Origin of the sequence: Pedobacter sp., assembly GCF_965249885.1 — a bacterium.
GTDB lineage: Bacteria > Bacteroidota > Bacteroidia > Sphingobacteriales > Sphingobacteriaceae > Pedobacter.
The window spans coordinates 20155-38008 of record NZ_OZ252254.1 but is presented as its reverse complement, the minus strand read 5'-3'; the positions used below and the strand labels follow the sequence as shown (position 1 = coordinate 38008).

Annotated in this window: 10 protein-coding genes; 4 read left to right on the top strand and 6 right to left on the bottom strand. The window is 39.0% G+C overall.

Annotated elements, in window-relative coordinates:
* The first annotated feature begins 171 nt into the window (after positions 1–171).
* The 4 genes from ACY2A0_RS00110 (at position 172) to ACY2A0_RS00095 (ending at position 7965) form a co-directional block, all read left to right on the top strand.
* Entirely contained in the window at positions 172–2157 is a 1986-nt protein-coding gene (locus tag ACY2A0_RS00110; RefSeq protein WP_461791173.1) for a DUF2779 domain-containing protein, read from the top strand.
* Positions 2154–3512, top strand: coding sequence for a dGTP triphosphohydrolase (gene dgt, locus ACY2A0_RS00105; protein ID WP_461791172.1), 1359 nt, complete (start codon positions 2154–2156; stop codon positions 3510–3512). The genes ACY2A0_RS00110 and dgt overlap by 4 nt, the downstream gene beginning before the upstream one ends.
* A complete protein-coding gene (locus tag ACY2A0_RS00100) occupies positions 3493–4227 on the top strand; it encodes a hypothetical protein (RefSeq protein WP_461791171.1) in 735 nt (244 codons plus the stop codon). The genes dgt and ACY2A0_RS00100 overlap by 20 nt, the downstream gene beginning before the upstream one ends.
* Positions 4228–4689: 462 nt before the next feature.
* Positions 4690–7965: an SNF2-related protein gene (locus tag ACY2A0_RS00095; RefSeq protein ID WP_461787630.1), complete on the top strand. Its 3276-nt coding sequence runs from the start codon at positions 4690–4692 to the stop codon at positions 7963–7965.
* A gap of 800 nt (positions 7966–8765) precedes the next feature.
* Here ACY2A0_RS00095 and ACY2A0_RS00090 read toward each other — a convergent pair.
* From ACY2A0_RS00090 to ACY2A0_RS00065, 6 genes are all read right to left on the bottom strand, one after another.
* Positions 8766–11294, bottom strand: coding sequence for a family 20 glycosylhydrolase (locus ACY2A0_RS00090; protein WP_461787629.1), 2529 nt, complete (start codon positions 11292–11294; stop codon positions 8766–8768).
* A gap of 29 nt (positions 11295–11323) precedes the next feature.
* Positions 11324–12667, bottom strand: coding sequence for a Gfo/Idh/MocA family protein (locus ACY2A0_RS00085; protein WP_461791021.1), 1344 nt, complete (start codon positions 12665–12667; stop codon positions 11324–11326).
* Between the two features lie 4 nt (positions 12668–12671).
* Entirely contained in the window at positions 12672–13769 is a 1098-nt protein-coding gene (locus ACY2A0_RS00080; protein ID WP_461787628.1) for a DUF6528 family protein, read from the bottom strand.
* A gap of 26 nt (positions 13770–13795) precedes the next feature.
* The gene (locus tag ACY2A0_RS00075; RefSeq protein ID WP_461787627.1) at positions 13796–14629 is read right to left on the bottom strand and encodes an endonuclease/exonuclease/phosphatase family protein; all 834 of its coding nucleotides are present in this window, start codon (positions 14627–14629) and stop codon (positions 13796–13798) included.
* Positions 14630–14808: 179 nt separating this feature from the next.
* Positions 14809–16026, bottom strand: a complete 1218-nt coding sequence (locus ACY2A0_RS00070; RefSeq protein WP_461787626.1) for a BT_3987 domain-containing protein — start codon at positions 16024–16026, stop codon at positions 14809–14811.
* A gap of 71 nt (positions 16027–16097) precedes the next feature.
* Positions 16098–17849: a RagB/SusD family nutrient uptake outer membrane protein gene (locus ACY2A0_RS00065; protein ID WP_461787625.1), complete on the bottom strand. Its 1752-nt coding sequence runs from the start codon at positions 17847–17849 to the stop codon at positions 16098–16100.
* Between the last annotated feature and the right edge of the window lie 5 nt (positions 17850–17854).

Here is a 17854-nt window from a genome sequence, read left to right as displayed (position 1 = left end):
TATCAGGGATTTTAAAACTGAGCTCTTAAATAATAACTTGCCAGATATATTTAAAGTTTAATTCACTATTGACTATATATTTCTATATTACAGTCTTTTAAATAAAAATATGCTGTCGACAGCTTAAATTAGAACAAAAGAAATTTTTATTAACGCTCAAAATTTGACATAATGGGAAACGATGCTTCTCCTAGGTATTTAACTAAAAGTCGCTTTAAACTTGCGCTTGAATGTCCAACAAAACTTTTTTACACTAAGAAGAAAGAATATCCAGATCAAAAAATAGATAATGCATTTTTAAAGGCATTGGCAAATGGTGGTTTTCAGGTTGGAGAATTAGCAAAATGCTATTTTCCTGAAGGTCATGATATTGATGATTTAGATTACGAAATCTCCCTAGCCAAAACTAATGAACTTTTAAAGTCCGATCATGTAACAATTTATGAAGCAGCATTCTTGTATCAAAATTTATTTATAAGAGCAGATGTTGTTGTCAAGAAGGGAAATAAGATATTTTTATACGAGGTAAAGGCGAAATCTATCGATGGAAGCAATCCTTCTTTCCTGACTAAGAAAGAAGCTATAGAGACAAAATGGAAACCATATCTGTATGATACTGCTTTTCAAAAGTATGTAGTTCAAAAATCATTTCCAGAGTTTTCTGTAGAAGCTTATTTAATTTTAGCTGACAAAAGCGCTAAAGCTTCCGTAGACGGTCTAAATCAAAAATTTTTTCTAAGCACAGATACCCATGGTAGAACTAAAGTAGATGTCTTAGGTGACATATCTGCTTCTTCTTTAGGAGATAAGATTTTGTGCGTGGTGGCTGTAGATCATATCGTTGACCCACTTTTGCAGGATGCACCATTTTCCGATAATCCTGATAAAAGCTTTATTGAGTGGATAAATTTTTATGCTGAAAATTATAACCAAGATAAATTGATAAGAAGTAGTGTCAAAGCTTCTTGTAGAGACTGTGAATTCAAATTACTCAATATAGAAGATGGACAGCGTAGTGGTTTTAATGAATGTTGGAAACGAGAAGTTGGATTCATTGATGCGGATTTTGCTAAACCGTCTATTTTAAATATTTGGGATTTAAGAACAAAAGATAAATTTTTTAGTGAAGGTAGATATTTTCAAAATGATTTATTGGATGTAGATTTAATACCAAAAACAAGTACTACAAAAGAAAACATGGGTCTAAGTAGATTAGATAGACAAATTTTACAGATTACAAAGTCAAGAGATGGAGATTTTGGAGATTATTTAGATACAGATGGTTTAGCTAATGTTTTCAAAGGTTTTACATACCCCTTACATTTTATCGATTTTGAAACATCCGCTGTTGCAATTCCATTTAATAAAGGGAGAAAGCCCTATGAACAAACCGCTTTCCAATTCTCACACCATATCGTTTATGAGGATGGCACAGTTGAACACAAAGGAGAATGGCTAGACCAAAGAGTTGGTGTCTTCCCAAATTTCGATTTTGTAAGAGCGCTAAAAGCGGAGTTAAGTTTAGATGATGGAACTATTTTTAGGTATGCAGCACATGAAAACTCTATTTTAAATGCTATTTATCGACAGCTTCAAGAATCTAATGAGCCCGATAAAGTTGAATTATGTTTTTGGATTCAAGAGATTACTAAATCTAGCAGCAGTACAGCAGATAAATGGGAAGGTAAAAGAAACATGGTTGATCTGCGAGACTTGGTACTCAAATACTATTATTCACCAAGTACAAATGGTTCTAACTCTATAAAGGATATTTTACCCGCTATTTTAAATTCTAGTGAATTTTTAAAAGAAAAATATAGTCAACCTATTTACGGCAGAGATATTAAGAGCCTCAACTTTACAGATCAGACTTGGATTACTTACGATGATTTAGGAAAGGTGATTAATCCTTATAAAAAGCTAGAGCCTTTATTCAAGGATGTTGATCAAGATCTTCTGGATACTTTAATATCAGATGAAGATATTGAAATAGCTGATGGAGGGGCTGCAATGACCGCTTATGCAAGAATGCAATTCACTCAAATGGCAGAGGAAGAACGTAAAATTATACAAAATTCACTTTTGAAATACTGCGAGTTAGATACACTAGCAATGGTAATGATTTATGAACATTGGAAAAATAAAATAGCAAAATGATGAAATGGGATAAACTTTTGAACAAAGAGCGACTGCGTAAGTCAACAAGGGAAGCAGATGCAAGAAATGAATTTGAAAGCGATTATGGTAGAGTTTTGTTTAGTCCAGCATTGAGAAGAATGCATGATAAAACTCAAGTTTTTCCACTTACTGCTGATGATAATATCCACTCTAGATTAACCCATTCAATGGAAGTCATGGCAATTGGATATTCACTTGGTATCGATATACTCAAAAATAGAGAATTCGTACTATCAACTGGTTATGAGGTGCACGAATTGGAAAGAATGATACCTGTGATCCTCCAAAGTGCATGTTTGGTTCACGATATTGGAAATCCCCCATTTGGACATTTTGGAGAGACGGTTATCAAAGATTTTTTCAAAAAACTGTTTGAGAATGACAGCAAACTTGGCGATGAGAAGAAATTCAATCTTTCAAAAGAAGAAATGGAAGATTTTACTTTGTTTGATGGAAATGCACAGGGGTTTAGAATATTAACAAAACTACAAGTATTAGACGATGCATTCGGTTTAAACCTAACACATGCAACACTAGCTTCATATACCAAATATCCAAATTCTGGAGATGTCGGAAAATCGCTGGGTAAACACAAACGAGGTGTGTTTCAGTCTGAAAAAGAGTACTTCGAAAAAGTGTCCATGGAGTGTGGTTTGTTTAATGGCGGAGAGGCTATACGTCATCCTTTAGCTTATTTGATGGAAGCGGCAGATTCTATATGTTACTTGGTAATGGATATGGAGGATGGTTTTAATAAAAAGTGGTATAAATACAGTGGGTTGAGAACTTTCTTTAGTGGTACCGATAACCTCTCTGAATTTTTTGATAAACTAGATGCCAAATATGAGGGGGAGGATTTGGAAGTAACAAGAGTTGTTAAATTTAGAATTGAAATCATTAGACGTCTTGTTGCTTTAGCTTCCGATAATTTTTTGAAAAACATTGAGGCTATATATGATGGGACATATAATGAAGAGTTAATTTTAGATAGTAAAGCTGGTTTAGCAAAAAGATTTCAAGAGTTTTGCAGTAGACATGTTCTTCCAAACAGAGAAATTCTTTCACTCGAAATGACAGGTCACTCCGTTTTAACGGGCTTGTTGGATTTTTATACAGGTTTCTTATTTCACGACGATAAGAAATACAGGAAGAAAGCTAAAGGGATGTTGTCAAATAGTATTGTAAGAGCAGCTTTGCTTGAAAATAACATAAAAGAATTCGACGATTTAAGCGTTTATTCTAAACTTAGAATAATTGTTGATTATATTAGTGGTATGACTGACCAATTTGCTTTAAATCAATATCAAAAATTAAGTGGACAAAAAATTAATTGATATTAGACAAAATGTAGACGCTTCTTCAGAGGCTTTTTTCGTGTATCTTGATAAATTATTCAAGAATGACGTTAAAAAAGCATTGAATGAAATTCAAGAACACACCAATGTTTATTTGTTTAGTGGATTAATTAGAAATTATTTTTTAGGTATTAAAGAATACAGAGATATTGATATCGTTTTAGAAAGGCAAATTGACGTAGAATTTCTTCTTAAAGATTGGGAAATCAAGAGGAATAGCTTCGGTGGCTTTAAAGTTCTTTTTAAATCTGGACCAATGGATGTTTGGTTTATGAAAAATACTTGGGCTTTTCAGCACGGCTACAACACGCTAAATTTTCAATTTGAACAGAATATACCAAATACTGCATTTTTTAATTTTTCGTCGGTAATATATTGTATCAACTTTAAAGAATTCCACTATACAGAACATTTTTTGAGATTTTTAAAATATAGAGAACTAGATTATGTGGAAGCTGCAAACGCAAATTATGGTCTTTGCGTTGTGAATACATTTTATTATTCGGAAAAATTTAATTTAAAAATCTCTAAACGCCTATTAAAACTGATTAATAGCTTTCATCATAAAAATAGTTTTGATTATCAGGATATTCAACTAAAACATTTTGGAAGAGTTTTATTTAGCAACGCTGATATAGAGGCACGGTTAACAAAAACTATTAAACTATCTAGCCAATCCAGTCACAGAGTCTAAATTTTTTGTTTTCATGCAAGGTAGATTAAAAACCAGCATCTAGATATATTTTACAGAAAAATAGCACTTTGAAAACAGTCAGCCATGTTTAGTATCCTACAAACTAAGGATGATAGTCAATGACGAATAACATTGAGTAAGTTCAAAACAGATATTTTTGGACTATTGAAGAGTACTTGTATGTATTCAAACCAAAGTGAAATTCTCTTCTATAGATTCAGACAGAACTTGCTGGAAGACTTTGAACATTTAAATCGAACTTTTATCATACCTGTAAATCCACAATTGGAATTAATACTGTACATTTTTAATTACATCTAGAATTTCAGAAAGCCTTTTTTTCTCTAACATAATTAGAGATTAGTTTTCAAAAAAAATGACATAAAAAATAACATAGAAAATCCTTTAGGAAATGTAATTCATTAATAATCATTACTTTCATTGTAGATTAACTGTTCGATATTGAAAAAGAAACTAAATGTAGCATCTCCTCAACAGCAGGTCATAGATTTTGACAGCCCCTCGCCGCAACTAGTGACTTGGCCAGAAAACATGCGTTTCCCACTTAATATTAAGGATTATGCTGGCAAACGTACGGTACTTGAAGTAGTATTGGAAGATATTTTAAAAAGTGACGGTTATCTTATCGTCACGGGATTTACATCTCTTTCACATATCGTCGAGCTGTTCGGTGGCAAAATAAATCTTTCCGGGAATAAGAAAATCAGAATAGTACTAGGATTTGAGCCTGAACTGAGAGACCGCAAGTTCTGGAAGACATCCGAACTGGACAAGGATGTTAAGGATTATTGGGCTGCACAGCATTTTTCGCTGCTCAATGGCGGAGTAGTTATTAAGGTGATAGAACTCATCAAACAGGGCAAGCTATCATTTAAACTATCCGATGGCCTTCACGCAAAGATTTATGTTGGGGATAATCATGCAATTCTTGGTTCGGCAAACTTTAGCAAAAACGGGACTACCAAACAGCACGAAGCTAACATACGTGTGGGCAAGGACTCAAAAAATACAGAAGAGCAGGATCAATATAGGGATATTCAACAGATTTCTGAAAATTATTATTTTCTGGGCAGGAACTACAATGATGATATCATTGCATTATTGAAAACATTGTTGAAACTTACCACTTGGGAGGAAGCTCTGGCCAGAGCTATAGCCGAGCTGTTGGATAAGCCCTGGTTGAACGATATCCCTGAGCTTTATGCTAAACTGAATAGTCTTAGACTATGGCCGTCACAACGTATCGGTTTGGGTCAGGCAATGTATATCCTTCAGAGTCAGGGAGGGGTGCTGATTGCAGATCCAACTGGCTCTGGCAAGACAAAGATGATCAGCACGTTACAATTGGTGCTGTATCACTGGCTATGGGAAACAGGAAGGAGAAATAAGTCGTATGCGGTCACTATATGTCCTCCTTTGGTGAAGGATAGTTGGTACAGGGAATTTATCGATATCTCGTTCTCGCAGAGCGGACAGATATCTATGGGGGCGTTGAGTTATACAAAGGGGCATGCACATTCGACTCACCTAAAGGAAATAAGGAATGCTAATATCCTAGTCGTTGATGAAGCACATAATTTCCTCAATCTTAATTCGTTTAGGAGCCTGAGTGTTGCCGAGCACACTTCTGATAATATCATTCTTTCTACGGCGACACCTATCAACAAAAAGCCGAAAGACCTTATGCGCCTGATTGAGCTACTTGGAGTGGATAACCTTGGAGATAAGGAACTTGAAGATTTCAAATTGCTGAAGCGTCAAAAGCATATCAAGAGCAACTCTTTGCAGTTCATGGCACTGAAGACTTACATAGAAAAGTTTATTGTTCGTAGGACGAAGACACAACTGAACAAATTGATTGACCAGGATCCAGACCAATATGTCAACCGTCAGGGAAAAACTTGCCGCTATCCTGAAAATACTCCTGAAACCTACAAGCCCGGAGAAACTTCTTCTGACCGAAAGATTGCTGAACAGATCAACCATTTGGCGGGCAACCTAAGGGGATTGATATATCTGCAGCGCATCATTAAACCAGATGATCTTTCTAGCGGTGAGGAAATTAAGTATATTGAACTTCGCTTGAAGGCGGCCAAGGCGCTTGCAAAATACAACGTGCAGTCTAAAATGAGATCATCAAAGGCGGCACTGCTTGAACATGTGCTGGGAACGGAGGAAGCATTAAAGGTTTATGGCTTCAAGTCTGCCAAGGACAAGTCGGGAAACGTAGTGGAGAAGCTACAGGATATGAAAGGTGGTATACCGAAAAACCAGTTGAAACAGTGGTGTCCAGAATGGTTGACGGATGAGGCCAAGTATCATGAAGTACTTGCCGAAGAGATACTAATTTACGAGAACATCGCTGAACTTTCCGGCAAACTAAGTAACTCTAGGGAAATGGCAAAGATCAGCCAGCTGATTAAACTGTTCAAAACACATGATCTAGTGCTCGCTTTTGATAGTACCGTACTTACTTTGGATTTTTTAGGTCATCTATTGAAAACGAACTTCAGCGACAGCGGAATAGAGCACCATATTATTACCGGTACTTCCTCTAAGCAGTCAGTATCCAAGGTACTAAGAAAGTTTGACCTAGGATCAGAGGCCAAGAACGTGTTGGCACTCTGTTCCGATTCAATGTCGGAGGGAGTCAATCTGCAGCAGGCTTCTGCATTGATGTTCCTCGATATGCCCAGCGTACTTCGGATAGCTGAGCAAAGGATAGGACGGATAGACCGTCTGGATAGCCCACATGATTCGGTGAAAATTTACTGGCCTTTAGATAGCAAAGAGTTCGCTCTAAAATCAGATATCCGTTTAATCCGGACTTCTTTTGATACTGAAACATTAATAGGAGCAAATTTTTCGATTCCCGACGAAATTATGGAACAGCATTTGGAAGAAGTTATCCGACCAGAGCAGATGATTAAGGCCATAGAAGAGAATAGGGATGGAGATCACGTGTGGGCTGGCGTGAAAGATGCGTTTGCCAGCGTTCACGATTTATATGAAGGAGATGATGCCCTGATTGCTCGTGAAACTTATAAGATGTATAAAGATGTCGATGCTAGTATCAAAGTGAAACTAAGCATATGCGTTTCACAGAAGCCATGGCTCTTCATTGCAGCAAAGGGAACAAAGGCAATTTCACCCCGATGGTATTTTGTCGATAGTGAAGAAAATGTCACCAGCGAGCTTGGCGAAGTCTGCAGGTTGTTCCGTCAGGAAATTAAAAGAGTCGACCGATGTGAGAGTGATTGGTCCGAAGAGGTCGATCATAAACTGAAGCACTACATCAAGATATTATTGCGCAATGAGATAAATATGTTGCCGAGCAAACGCAAACGGGCAATCGTGGTGGCCAAATTATTGGTCGAACGCCAATTGAAGAATGTAGGTAAAGATTATTTCCGAAAGAACCTTCTTCAAAAGGTCGCCGAAATGTTTGAACCGAAAATAGTTGAAGAGGAATATAATATCGATTATTACAGTTTTTCGCAAAAATGGCTCGACATCCTGATGCCGTTGCTTAGTGCAAAAAGACATGCGCAAAAGAGAAAAGATAAGAAGGTTTTTTCACTCCTTGATCTTAAATCGGACAAATCTATATATTTTTCTAATGAACTTTTACAAGAAGTCTTGGATAGTGCTCCTTTGATCGTCAATATTTGGAACAGGGTTGCTTCTTGTATCATTGGGATACCGAAAGATAACTAACAAAAGTTGTATGTAAAAGTTTCAGCAACGATTTCCAATTACTTTAGATCATTCTAATAATATGTTGTAGATTTCGGTAAAATTAACCAAAACATTCCTTCCAAACTATCTAACATTTCTGCTTTTCATCCGATTGCAATCTCCATCCTGAATTTCAATTTTCCTGATCTACACTTAGAACGGCTTTCCCGTAAGAAGTATCTTTTGCGAAGCAAAAGCATAGTTTCATCCCTTTGATGCAGTTAAATGAGTCTTTAGAATTTCAGCCAACAACATTTAGCGAAACACCCCAGTAGAACGAAATATGAGTAACCATAGTTAATAATTCAGGCCATACGACTTGCTCATATTTGTGTATTTAGATTTAAAATACTTTGCGAGGAATTATCGCATAATACTTTTTCCCATATCTGCCAACTTTTTTGTTCTAATATAATCTGCTCAAGGTATACTTGATGAAAAACGGAAAAATTTTCGATCTAATTTTATATGAATCCTTTTCGTTCCAAGTCTTCAATTATCGGTTCTAATAGCCTACAGAAGCGCTCAAGGTGTTCAAAATAGTCGTCTTGGACGGTACTAAAATGAAAATTAATAAAGTCTAATAATCTGATTATTAGTCTTTTGTGTTTATAAAAACTTCCATTTTTCACATTTGAACACCAAATTTGATTTTCAGTAACATTTTGTTTAAAAAAAATATCGCCACGTCCAGATATATTCCGATCTATCATTTAACTTATTTTATTAGAAAAATTAGCCATAATGCTGACTTTATGAGTTAACCGTTTAGAATTAAATTACTTGTTTTCAATTTTTGTACTCAAACCTCCTCTGCCTTTAGTGTCAAAAGCCCTGAGTGTAATTATTCCTTTAGTAGCAATTGGTTTCGTATATTCCTGATCAGTAATCTTTGGTTCACTATTGTTTGTGGTATAAGTGATTTTTAGTCCAGGCAGTTGGATGTTGGCGATCACACGATTCTCTTTCATCTTGGCGCCAACCATGGGGATTCGGTAATGGAAACCACCCAGATAATTATCTAACCGTGGCAAATCTCGGCTTCCTAATGAATGAACAAATGCAGACCAGCTTCGCTGATAGTGTTGCATGCTTTTTACCGGATCCTTTTCGACGGCCCATTCAGGGTCCTTGGCCCATGCTCTTTCTGCCAGACCAATCATTTTAGGTAAAAGGTGGTACTCTAAAACATCGTTGTCGTGTATTTTTTCGGTCCAAATCAGTCCTTTAAGACCAAGTATGTTTGATTTGCCGTACTCGGTTAACCGATCTTTCCCATTAAATAAGCCAGGGGGTATAGCGTTGCCCTTATAATCCACTTTCGCATTTTTGTAATAATCGAAAGGAATAAAATAAAAAGGCTTATCCACGTCTAAAAAGCCAGCCCAATAATGGCCAGGTTCGGCTAAAGATTTATGGTAGGCCAAATCGAAATAAAAGTTACTCGCACAGGATAGCACCACTTTATAGCCTGCGTTGGCTAAACGATAGAGGAGGTCTTCCATTCCACCTCCAATAAAATTATTCCAAACATCTATCTGAAAACCTTCATTTGCGAACTGCGGATTTGCGATCATTTTCTTCTTTCCGTCGAGTGTGGTGTTGCGCATCGCTACTTCTTCCCAACCTGATAAAGTAAGGCCTTTAGATTTTACGATTTTGTTCAATTTACTGAAAAAGTAGTACCATAAATCGTTTGTTTCCTTTAGATCAGGATTATTTTCAATTAGATTTTGCGAAATTGGCGATTTTTCCCAAGCTCCTTTTGGTACTTCATCACCACCAAAGTGAATGGTTGAAACGGTCACGCCTGCTTCCTTATACATCACAAGGATATCATCCACAACTTTTTCAATAAAGGTATATACCGAAGGGAGCGCAACGCACATTACGTTATCATTGAAGCGCTGTGCAGAGGAGTAGATCGAACTATCTTGCTGATCGCGTAAAAGGTACTTTAATGCTTCGTCTTTTTTGCCTAATTTCATCATCCTGTCATAGCGTACATCCATAGCTTTTATGGCTGCACGGGCATGACCGGGGGTTTCAATCTCCGGAATAACCTGGATATGTCTTACTTGTGCATATTTTAAGATTTCGATAAAGTCTTGCTTGGTATAATAACCTGAGTTTAAACCGTCTGCGGGATCTGGGCCTGATGTAAACGCTGGAGGAAGCATGGAAGCCACCGTAGTAGCGTGACCTCGTTTTCCACCAACCTCCGTTAATTCTGGAAGGGACGGGATTTCCAAGCGCCAACCTTCATCATCGTTCAGATGGAAATGAAAAACGTTGAGCTTATAGAACGCCATTAAATCCAATAATTTAAGCACGGTGGCTTTCGTTTTAAAACCGCGTGCCACATCTAATAATAATCCTCTATAGCCAAAGCGTGGCTGATCTTCAACATTGATGATGGGAAATGTCAAAGAATTTTGTTTTTTGGCCCACGAATCTGTTGGCAGTACTGCTTTGAGTGATTGAATTCCGTAGAAAATTCCTGCGCCATCAGCCGCCGAGATTGTAATTCCTTCTTGCGTAATCGTTAATTGATAGGCTTCTTTGCCAACGCTGTTGGTACGTTCCAACTTGATCTGACCTGTGTTTGCTGATACTAATTTTAATCTTTTGCCCAGTAACACCGCTAATTCTTCTGTCAAATAGTTGGCTTCCCTTATAAATGATGGATCATAGCTGATAGACATATCACCTGTCAATAGGAAATTACCATTAAACTCTACGTACTTCGAAGGTGTAGGTATAATCTTGCTTACAGGGGCTTTGGTGATCATCTCGTTCTGGTCAAATAGGTCAGAACTATTCATAGAAGTAACTAAATTTTCCATCGGCGCAACTTCATAATCGGTGATTTTATCGTAATGATCTTTGTCGCGATCCCATATCAGATACAACCCCGCCGGCTGATCTGTATAATTGATGATTGGAGCATGGGTAACGAACGAAATATCGATCTTTGCTCTGGCCGCAATCGCCTTAAATGATGAATTCGGTGTTATTCGATACAAGGTTCCATTCAAATGCTCCATTTTTACATTTCCAGTCACCGAACCGAGGTCGATCGTTTTAATACTCTGAAAGTAAATGCTCCAACCTGAGGCAGGAAATACCTGATTACTTTTATTGGTGAGCATGAAGGCTGAAAGTGATTTCGGTTGACCTTTGTATTGATTGTCCTGTAATTTCCATATCACATTAAGCTTAGCGACCTCGAACGGATATTTTTTTTGGCAAAAACTGGCCTGTATAAAAAGTAATAAAAGTAAAATAGAAAGGCGAATTCGAAACATGTTGGATATGTTTAATGTTAAATTATTTCTTAGTCGGAACCTAGAGCAAAAATGTTTTTTCTATTTGGCCATTTCCCCCTAGTAAAATCAGGAAATTCCTGTACGCTATTTTGGTTTAATATGGATTGCTCGGAAAGGGGAGTGATCACACTCATGGTCACAGAGTCGTAGACATCAATTGGTGGTTGAATTTTCTTCTTCACTGCATTCACAAATCCGTCGAACACGAACCAGTCCATACCCCCATGCCCTGCGCCAGCGGCCTCTTTCTCGTATTTCTTCCACAGAGGGTGATCATATTTTGTAGTCCATTCTGTTACCGGATCCCACTCATCGTGCTTTTTCGATTGGTTTTCAATATAGACCGATTGAGCTACATCCATCCATATGCCTTTTGTTCCCTGAACCCTAAAGCCTATGCTATATGGGCGTGGCAGGTGGGTATCGTGGGTAAGTAGCACCGTTTCGCCATTGGCACAATTGATTTGGGTGGTCACTATATCGCCGTTTCTATAATCAATTTTTGAATTTTTGTGGCCTGGAGATAAGGCATTAACGTAAGCGCTTAATCCTTTTGCTTTTGAAGAAAACGACACCAAGTTGGTAAACCTGTTCCCCCTGTTGATATCAATATAATTCATGATCGGGCCTGCGCCATGGGTGGGGTAAAGATCACCTTGACGGCTGATGTTATATTGAGTTCGCCACTGCGCTTCGGCAATGGCATTCGGACCGAATTCTACACCACCGCCAAAAAACTGTTTGCCATCATTGAATAAAACAGAACGTAAATCATGCTGGTAACCCCCTTCAACATGCAATAGTTCGCCGAACAGGTTTTGGCGTACCATATTTAAAATGGCCAATACATCCCTTCTATAGCATACATTCTCCAGTGTGCTATAGGGCATTCCGGTTGTTTCAGATACATTCACAATATCCCAATGGTCTTGTAATGTTAAGCCAGCAATAACTTCGCAACCCACATATTTACCAGCTTTCATAGCGTCAATAGCTTGTGAATGATGAAACTCCCATGGGGTTGAAATGATTACTGCATCAATATCGGTTCTTTCTAAGAGTTTTTTATAGGCATCGATACCTCCCGTATATTCCTTCGGTAGCTTTTTACCTGCCTTTGCAAATTGTTCCCTGCAAATTTTCAACGAACTTTCCTGAATATCGCAAATGGCAACAATTTCAACATCTGCTCGGTTTAATCCCTGCCGTATATGCGTACGTCCACGCAGGCCTACGCCGATATAACCTAGCTTTACTTTCTCTTTAACGTTGGCAAAAAGCATTCCTGATGGAAGTATGGTCATACCTGCCGCTAGTATTGATCCCTGCTTGATAAAATTTTTACGGTTCATCATCTTATTGGTAATTTGGGTTCCATATGCGAGCCTTATAAAAACAATTGCCAGAGACATAGCGCTTGTAAAGAAATACTCCCGAACTCGAATAAACGTAGGCCCAACACGAGCTCCAGTCATTAAATCCACTGCAGGTAGGATTAGGAGTTGGCACCATATAAGCATCTGTCTGTAAGGTAACAATTTCACCAGTAGTCATATTTCCAATGCTTTTTACATGTAAAAGTTGGTTAACTGCTCCCGGTGCAGGAGCAAATAGTTTAGTGGTTTTATCGTAGGTATAGTTCTTGTTTTCGGCTAGGAACAATTTATTGGGGTCTCCGTAAACAGGCGATATGTCATGTCCACAGCAGCCCGGTAGCGTTTTTCTTCTTGTCAGATCTTCGGTAAGGGTGGGGCTTGCGGCTGTTCCTCCAACTATTAAAGCGGTCATGACGTGGGTAGAACCAATCATCCCGGTCACCCATAACCGATCTAATGTGGGATCCCACAGGGTAGCTCTGGCCACATCTAGTGGAAAGGAGGCGAAATTTGAAGTCGTGGTCGAGTACAAATAAACCTTGTTGTCATTCTTACCTGCTACTGCTACACATCCATTTGGCAGCAGCTCTACCGAGTGTGCCGCCATTGGAATGCCTATTATTCTTGCCCAACGCTTGTTACCGGTACTTTTTGTAACGGTGGTGACCAATCCGCCAGCATAGGTTACCCAAACATCAACACCACCTATATTTCTTAATTTTACATCCATCACGTCTCCCCAAGCACTCACTTCTGCGCTGGTGTAGCCTCTACCTGTGGTGGGAGCCCATGACATTAATTTTGATCCCGCGTCGTTCCAATCGGTATCGTTAGGATCGTATACATCAATGGTATTGGTAACCAAGTTCAACATGGCAATCCAGTTTGGACTCGAGAGCACTGCGGTCCCATTTTTTGATGGCTTTGTTTTATTTTGCGGCGGATTAATTTCGGTAGGCGATGAGCTGACAGGGCTTTCTACCTTGCATCCTGCTATGGAGGTAATGAGCAAAATCATCCAAAATGTATGGAAAAACCAATTGAAAATTGGGTTTGTATTTGAACTTAGTAACTTCATGGTCATTTGTTTTAGGGTTTGTTTTTTTATTTAAGCACTATTTCAGCCACAATAGGCAGATGATCGGAGGCATAAGTCTGGTTAACTGTTTGATAATTTTTGATATAAAATTTGTTATATGGTCGTAGCATCACATAATCGATTGTTCTTGTTGGGCTGGTTGCGGGAAAAGTAAAGGGGCAGGAGCTCGTGCAGGCAAATTGCAGTTCTTGCTGAAGCGTAATTATTGGTTTAGATGTTGGCGTTGCATTTAGGTCTCCAGCAATGATCAATGGATGAGATAAGCCTTTAACGATGTTATTTAATGACTGTGCTTGAAGTATCCTGTTATCATCTGCTCCCAAATGATCTAAGTGTGTAGAGGCAAAGAAGAATTGATATCCATCTTTTTCTACCCTGACCATGGCTACAGACCTTGTTTCACCGCCCAAGGTTTGGGTAACTGGTAACTCATGTCTTATACTTTCCAATATTGGAAATCTACTTAAAACCGCATCGCCATACTGCCCGCCCTGAAAATCAATTGCCTTGGTGTAGAAGTAGTACATGTTAGTAAGTTTTGCTAGTTCCATAGCCTGGTTCACGTTGATTCCCGAACGTTGGGTGTTGACATCAACTTCCTGCAAGGCAACTAAATCTGGCTTTTGCGCATTGATCACATTTGCGATAGCCTGCAAATCTCTTACGCTAGCTGGTTGTGAGGGTGGATTGGCCAGATGTATGTTGTACGACATCACTTTGATGGTAGGCCCGTCAGATACAGCGGCTTGTTTCTCGGTGGATATTATTTCATCCGTATTGCTTTTACACGCGATTCCCGCCCATAAAATCATCCCAAAAAAAATCATTAAGTTCTTCATGCTCACATGAATTAAATTTCACAAATAATTAAATATTTACCGGCCGGCACTTGGTTGAAGACCCCTTTTAATAGGCAGTAAATTGCAATCCTGATCCCTGCTAAAGGATAGGTTTTTCGGAATTATTCTCCATTTAAGTGGCTTCAATCAAGATGTCGCCTTTTTTTTTGCGCTCAGACCTACTTGAACAACATAAATTCAGTGATTACGGGCAGGTGAGCACTCGTTGACGTAGACCCAACCGTGTGACTCATTACTCTCAATTTTGTAGCGGGTTTATACATTATAAAATCCGAGTAGCCAGTGGGCACAGCTACTGGTGTATTTGCTGGACAAGAAGTGCAGGGAAAGTTAAATGATGCTCCCGAAAGCGCAGTATAGACGTTGCTTGCAGGTGGCATTTCATTAAAATTACCCGCTAAAATCAAGGGTTCAGTAAATTGATTAAGGGCATCAATCAATACGGGGAGCTGGGCAGCCCTTCTAGTGGCATTTGCATTAAGGTGCGTTCCGGCAAATCCTATCGTTTGTCCGCCTATTTGAACTGATATTACGCCATAAGGACCTTTTTCTGTATTCGTATCGCCTGTTGGCAAAATAACCGAGGAACTTTTTGTTATCGGATATTTCGAATAAAGTGTAGCACCATAAAGTCCTCCACCATCGAAATTTGTGATGGAAGTTAAATAAAGATAATGTGGCATTTGTATCAGGTTGGCCAGAACGGCTGGCTGGTCTACCTTTCCATTACGGTTGGTGAGGTAATCCATTTCCCTTACCAAAAGAAGATCCGGGTTATATTGTTTAACGATCGCTGCAGCCAAGGCCATGTCATAAATCCCCCCACCTTTTCCGTACGACATTACTTTGAACGTAGTACCATCTCTAAGCGTTTCAATCAGAAAGTAGATTGTTTTTTGATTTTGGTTGATCAGAAAGCCCTCGCTAACCTTGTCGATACTTACTGGGAGCAAATATTGTTTGAATGCTTCAAGTGCACCGTTTGTTTTGATCTTAACCTTCAATGGTTCTGATCGCTGTTTTCCCTTCACGATAGTTGCCGAGCTTGGCAGGGTATAACTCCCTGCTGGCATTGGCAGGTATTGAGTTTCATTATACATGTTATACTGTTGTACCAGTGAGGCGTCTGATTTAAATGATAGGGTGATATCTCTACCTGCACTTCCCGATGCCTCATCGTGGGCGACGTCAAATGAGATAGTATGTAAGGTGTCTGCCATGATCAGCACCTGCTTTTTAGCAGTTGCTGTAGCACTTACGATTGATGTCCTAATATCGGGGGTGAGCCCAGATAGATCTGCATATCGTTTACAGTTGGTTAATAGCAAGACTGTAAACAAAAGTACAGCACTAGCTACATATGGTTTAAATTTCATAAATTTCGTTTTACTAAAGAGTTTACTTTAATTAATAATAGATGTACTTTTTAGATTTGCCCCAGACGCAATTACCAACCGCCAGTTTGTGCCAAGTTGGGATTTAAAACAATTTCGGAAATCGGTATCGGTCGGAAATATTTCTTCAAAGGAAACTCCTTTGTCACATTTTGCATCCAGATCAGGTTTCCTTGATTACCGTTCGATAGTTTAATGGACGTACCGTTGGTGACTACATAGACTACGCCAGGCACTTTTACAGCTGGTACCACGTCAACGAATGCGACATCGCCCTGGCCATCTTCATTGAGGTCTAGCACCTGTCCTTTTGAAGGAACATATATTCCAGTATAAGGCTTTTCCAATAGCTTCCCAGCTTTCCATCGCAAGAGGTCGTCGTATCTAAAGCCTTCTATGGCAAGTTCGACCCCTCTTTCACGGCGGATTTCCATCAATGCTGGGTCATTAACGTCTGTATAGAAATTTGCCTTAAGGTAGGGGTCTACTAAAGCGGGTATGTTTACATTTGTGATTCCGGCACGGTTCCTTAATGCACCGATCGTATTCGTCCAATCTGTTGCGCTAAGCTGGCCTAATTCCGCCCTGGCCTCTGCATAATTCAGCAAAATTTCGGCATATCGGATAATTGGGATCGAATTGAAGTTGGCAACCGGACTTCGATTGTCTAATGTTTTATCGTCCAATGTAAATTTATTAATATGGTATCCGGTAGTCGTATAGGTAAAATCGGGCGGTGCGGCGGAACCGTCACTTCGTTTATAAGGAGCCGTTCTAATGGTCTGAAATAATCGACCATCCCTGTTCTTAACTTCATTCTGAAATTGGATAGTGGTATATCCCGGCAAAGAGGTAAATGCTGTACCATCAATATTCAAGTAAGTGTCTACAAACTTTTTATCCAAACTCAACCTTAAACCATAGGTAGGACTAGTGAACCAATAATTGGCATCGTGCCAACGGCTCAAGTTATTGTTATATACTTGGGCAAGAATGACTTCGGTACTAATTGGGGCTTCGCTGGTAAACAGCGCACGATAAGGGGTAGCCCCGGCGGTGTAAAGGGTATATTTACCGCCATCTATCAAAGTTTTGGCTGCATTTGCCGCCTCTGTTAACCACAAATTCGCTGTGCTGCTTAAATTCAATTGGGTATGATATTTTCTGAAAGTACCTTCAAAAAGGCAAATTCTCGATTTCAGCGCAAGTGCTACAGACCTGGTGATACGTGAACTCGAATTATCCTTGGTATCATTGATATTGGTTACAGCAAAGTTCAGATCGGCAAGCACCGAGTCCATCACTAAAGTTCTTGGATCGCGTCCTTTGAATAGATCAGGATCGTTTGGGTCTAAAGGTTTGTTATACCAAGGTACATCACCAAAGGTTTTCACTTTGTCATAGTAAAACCAGGCCCTAAAGAACCGTGCAATACCTGTGTAATGATTTCTAACCGAAACAGCTATTGCGGGATTGTTATTGTTGACGATAAAGTAGTTTACATTCCGCAATTGCTCCCAGGCGGTAAGCCCCCAGCCGCCGGCTTGCTGCGCCGTATACTGTGGCGTAAGGTATTGGTCAACGCCATTTGGAACGGTAATGTCGGCTAGAGCATCGCCTTTGAATATCGCACCGCCCTCCGGCACCATAAACCTAATGAACGAATTGGTGTAGAGTTCTAAATTTGATTCTGCCGAAAATGCCTGTTGTGGGGTTAATTTATCCAACGGGCCTTGATCTAGCATCTTCTTACAGGAAGCCAATGTAAAAATGACTGCCATAGCGTATAAAAATATCTTTTTCATTTGTA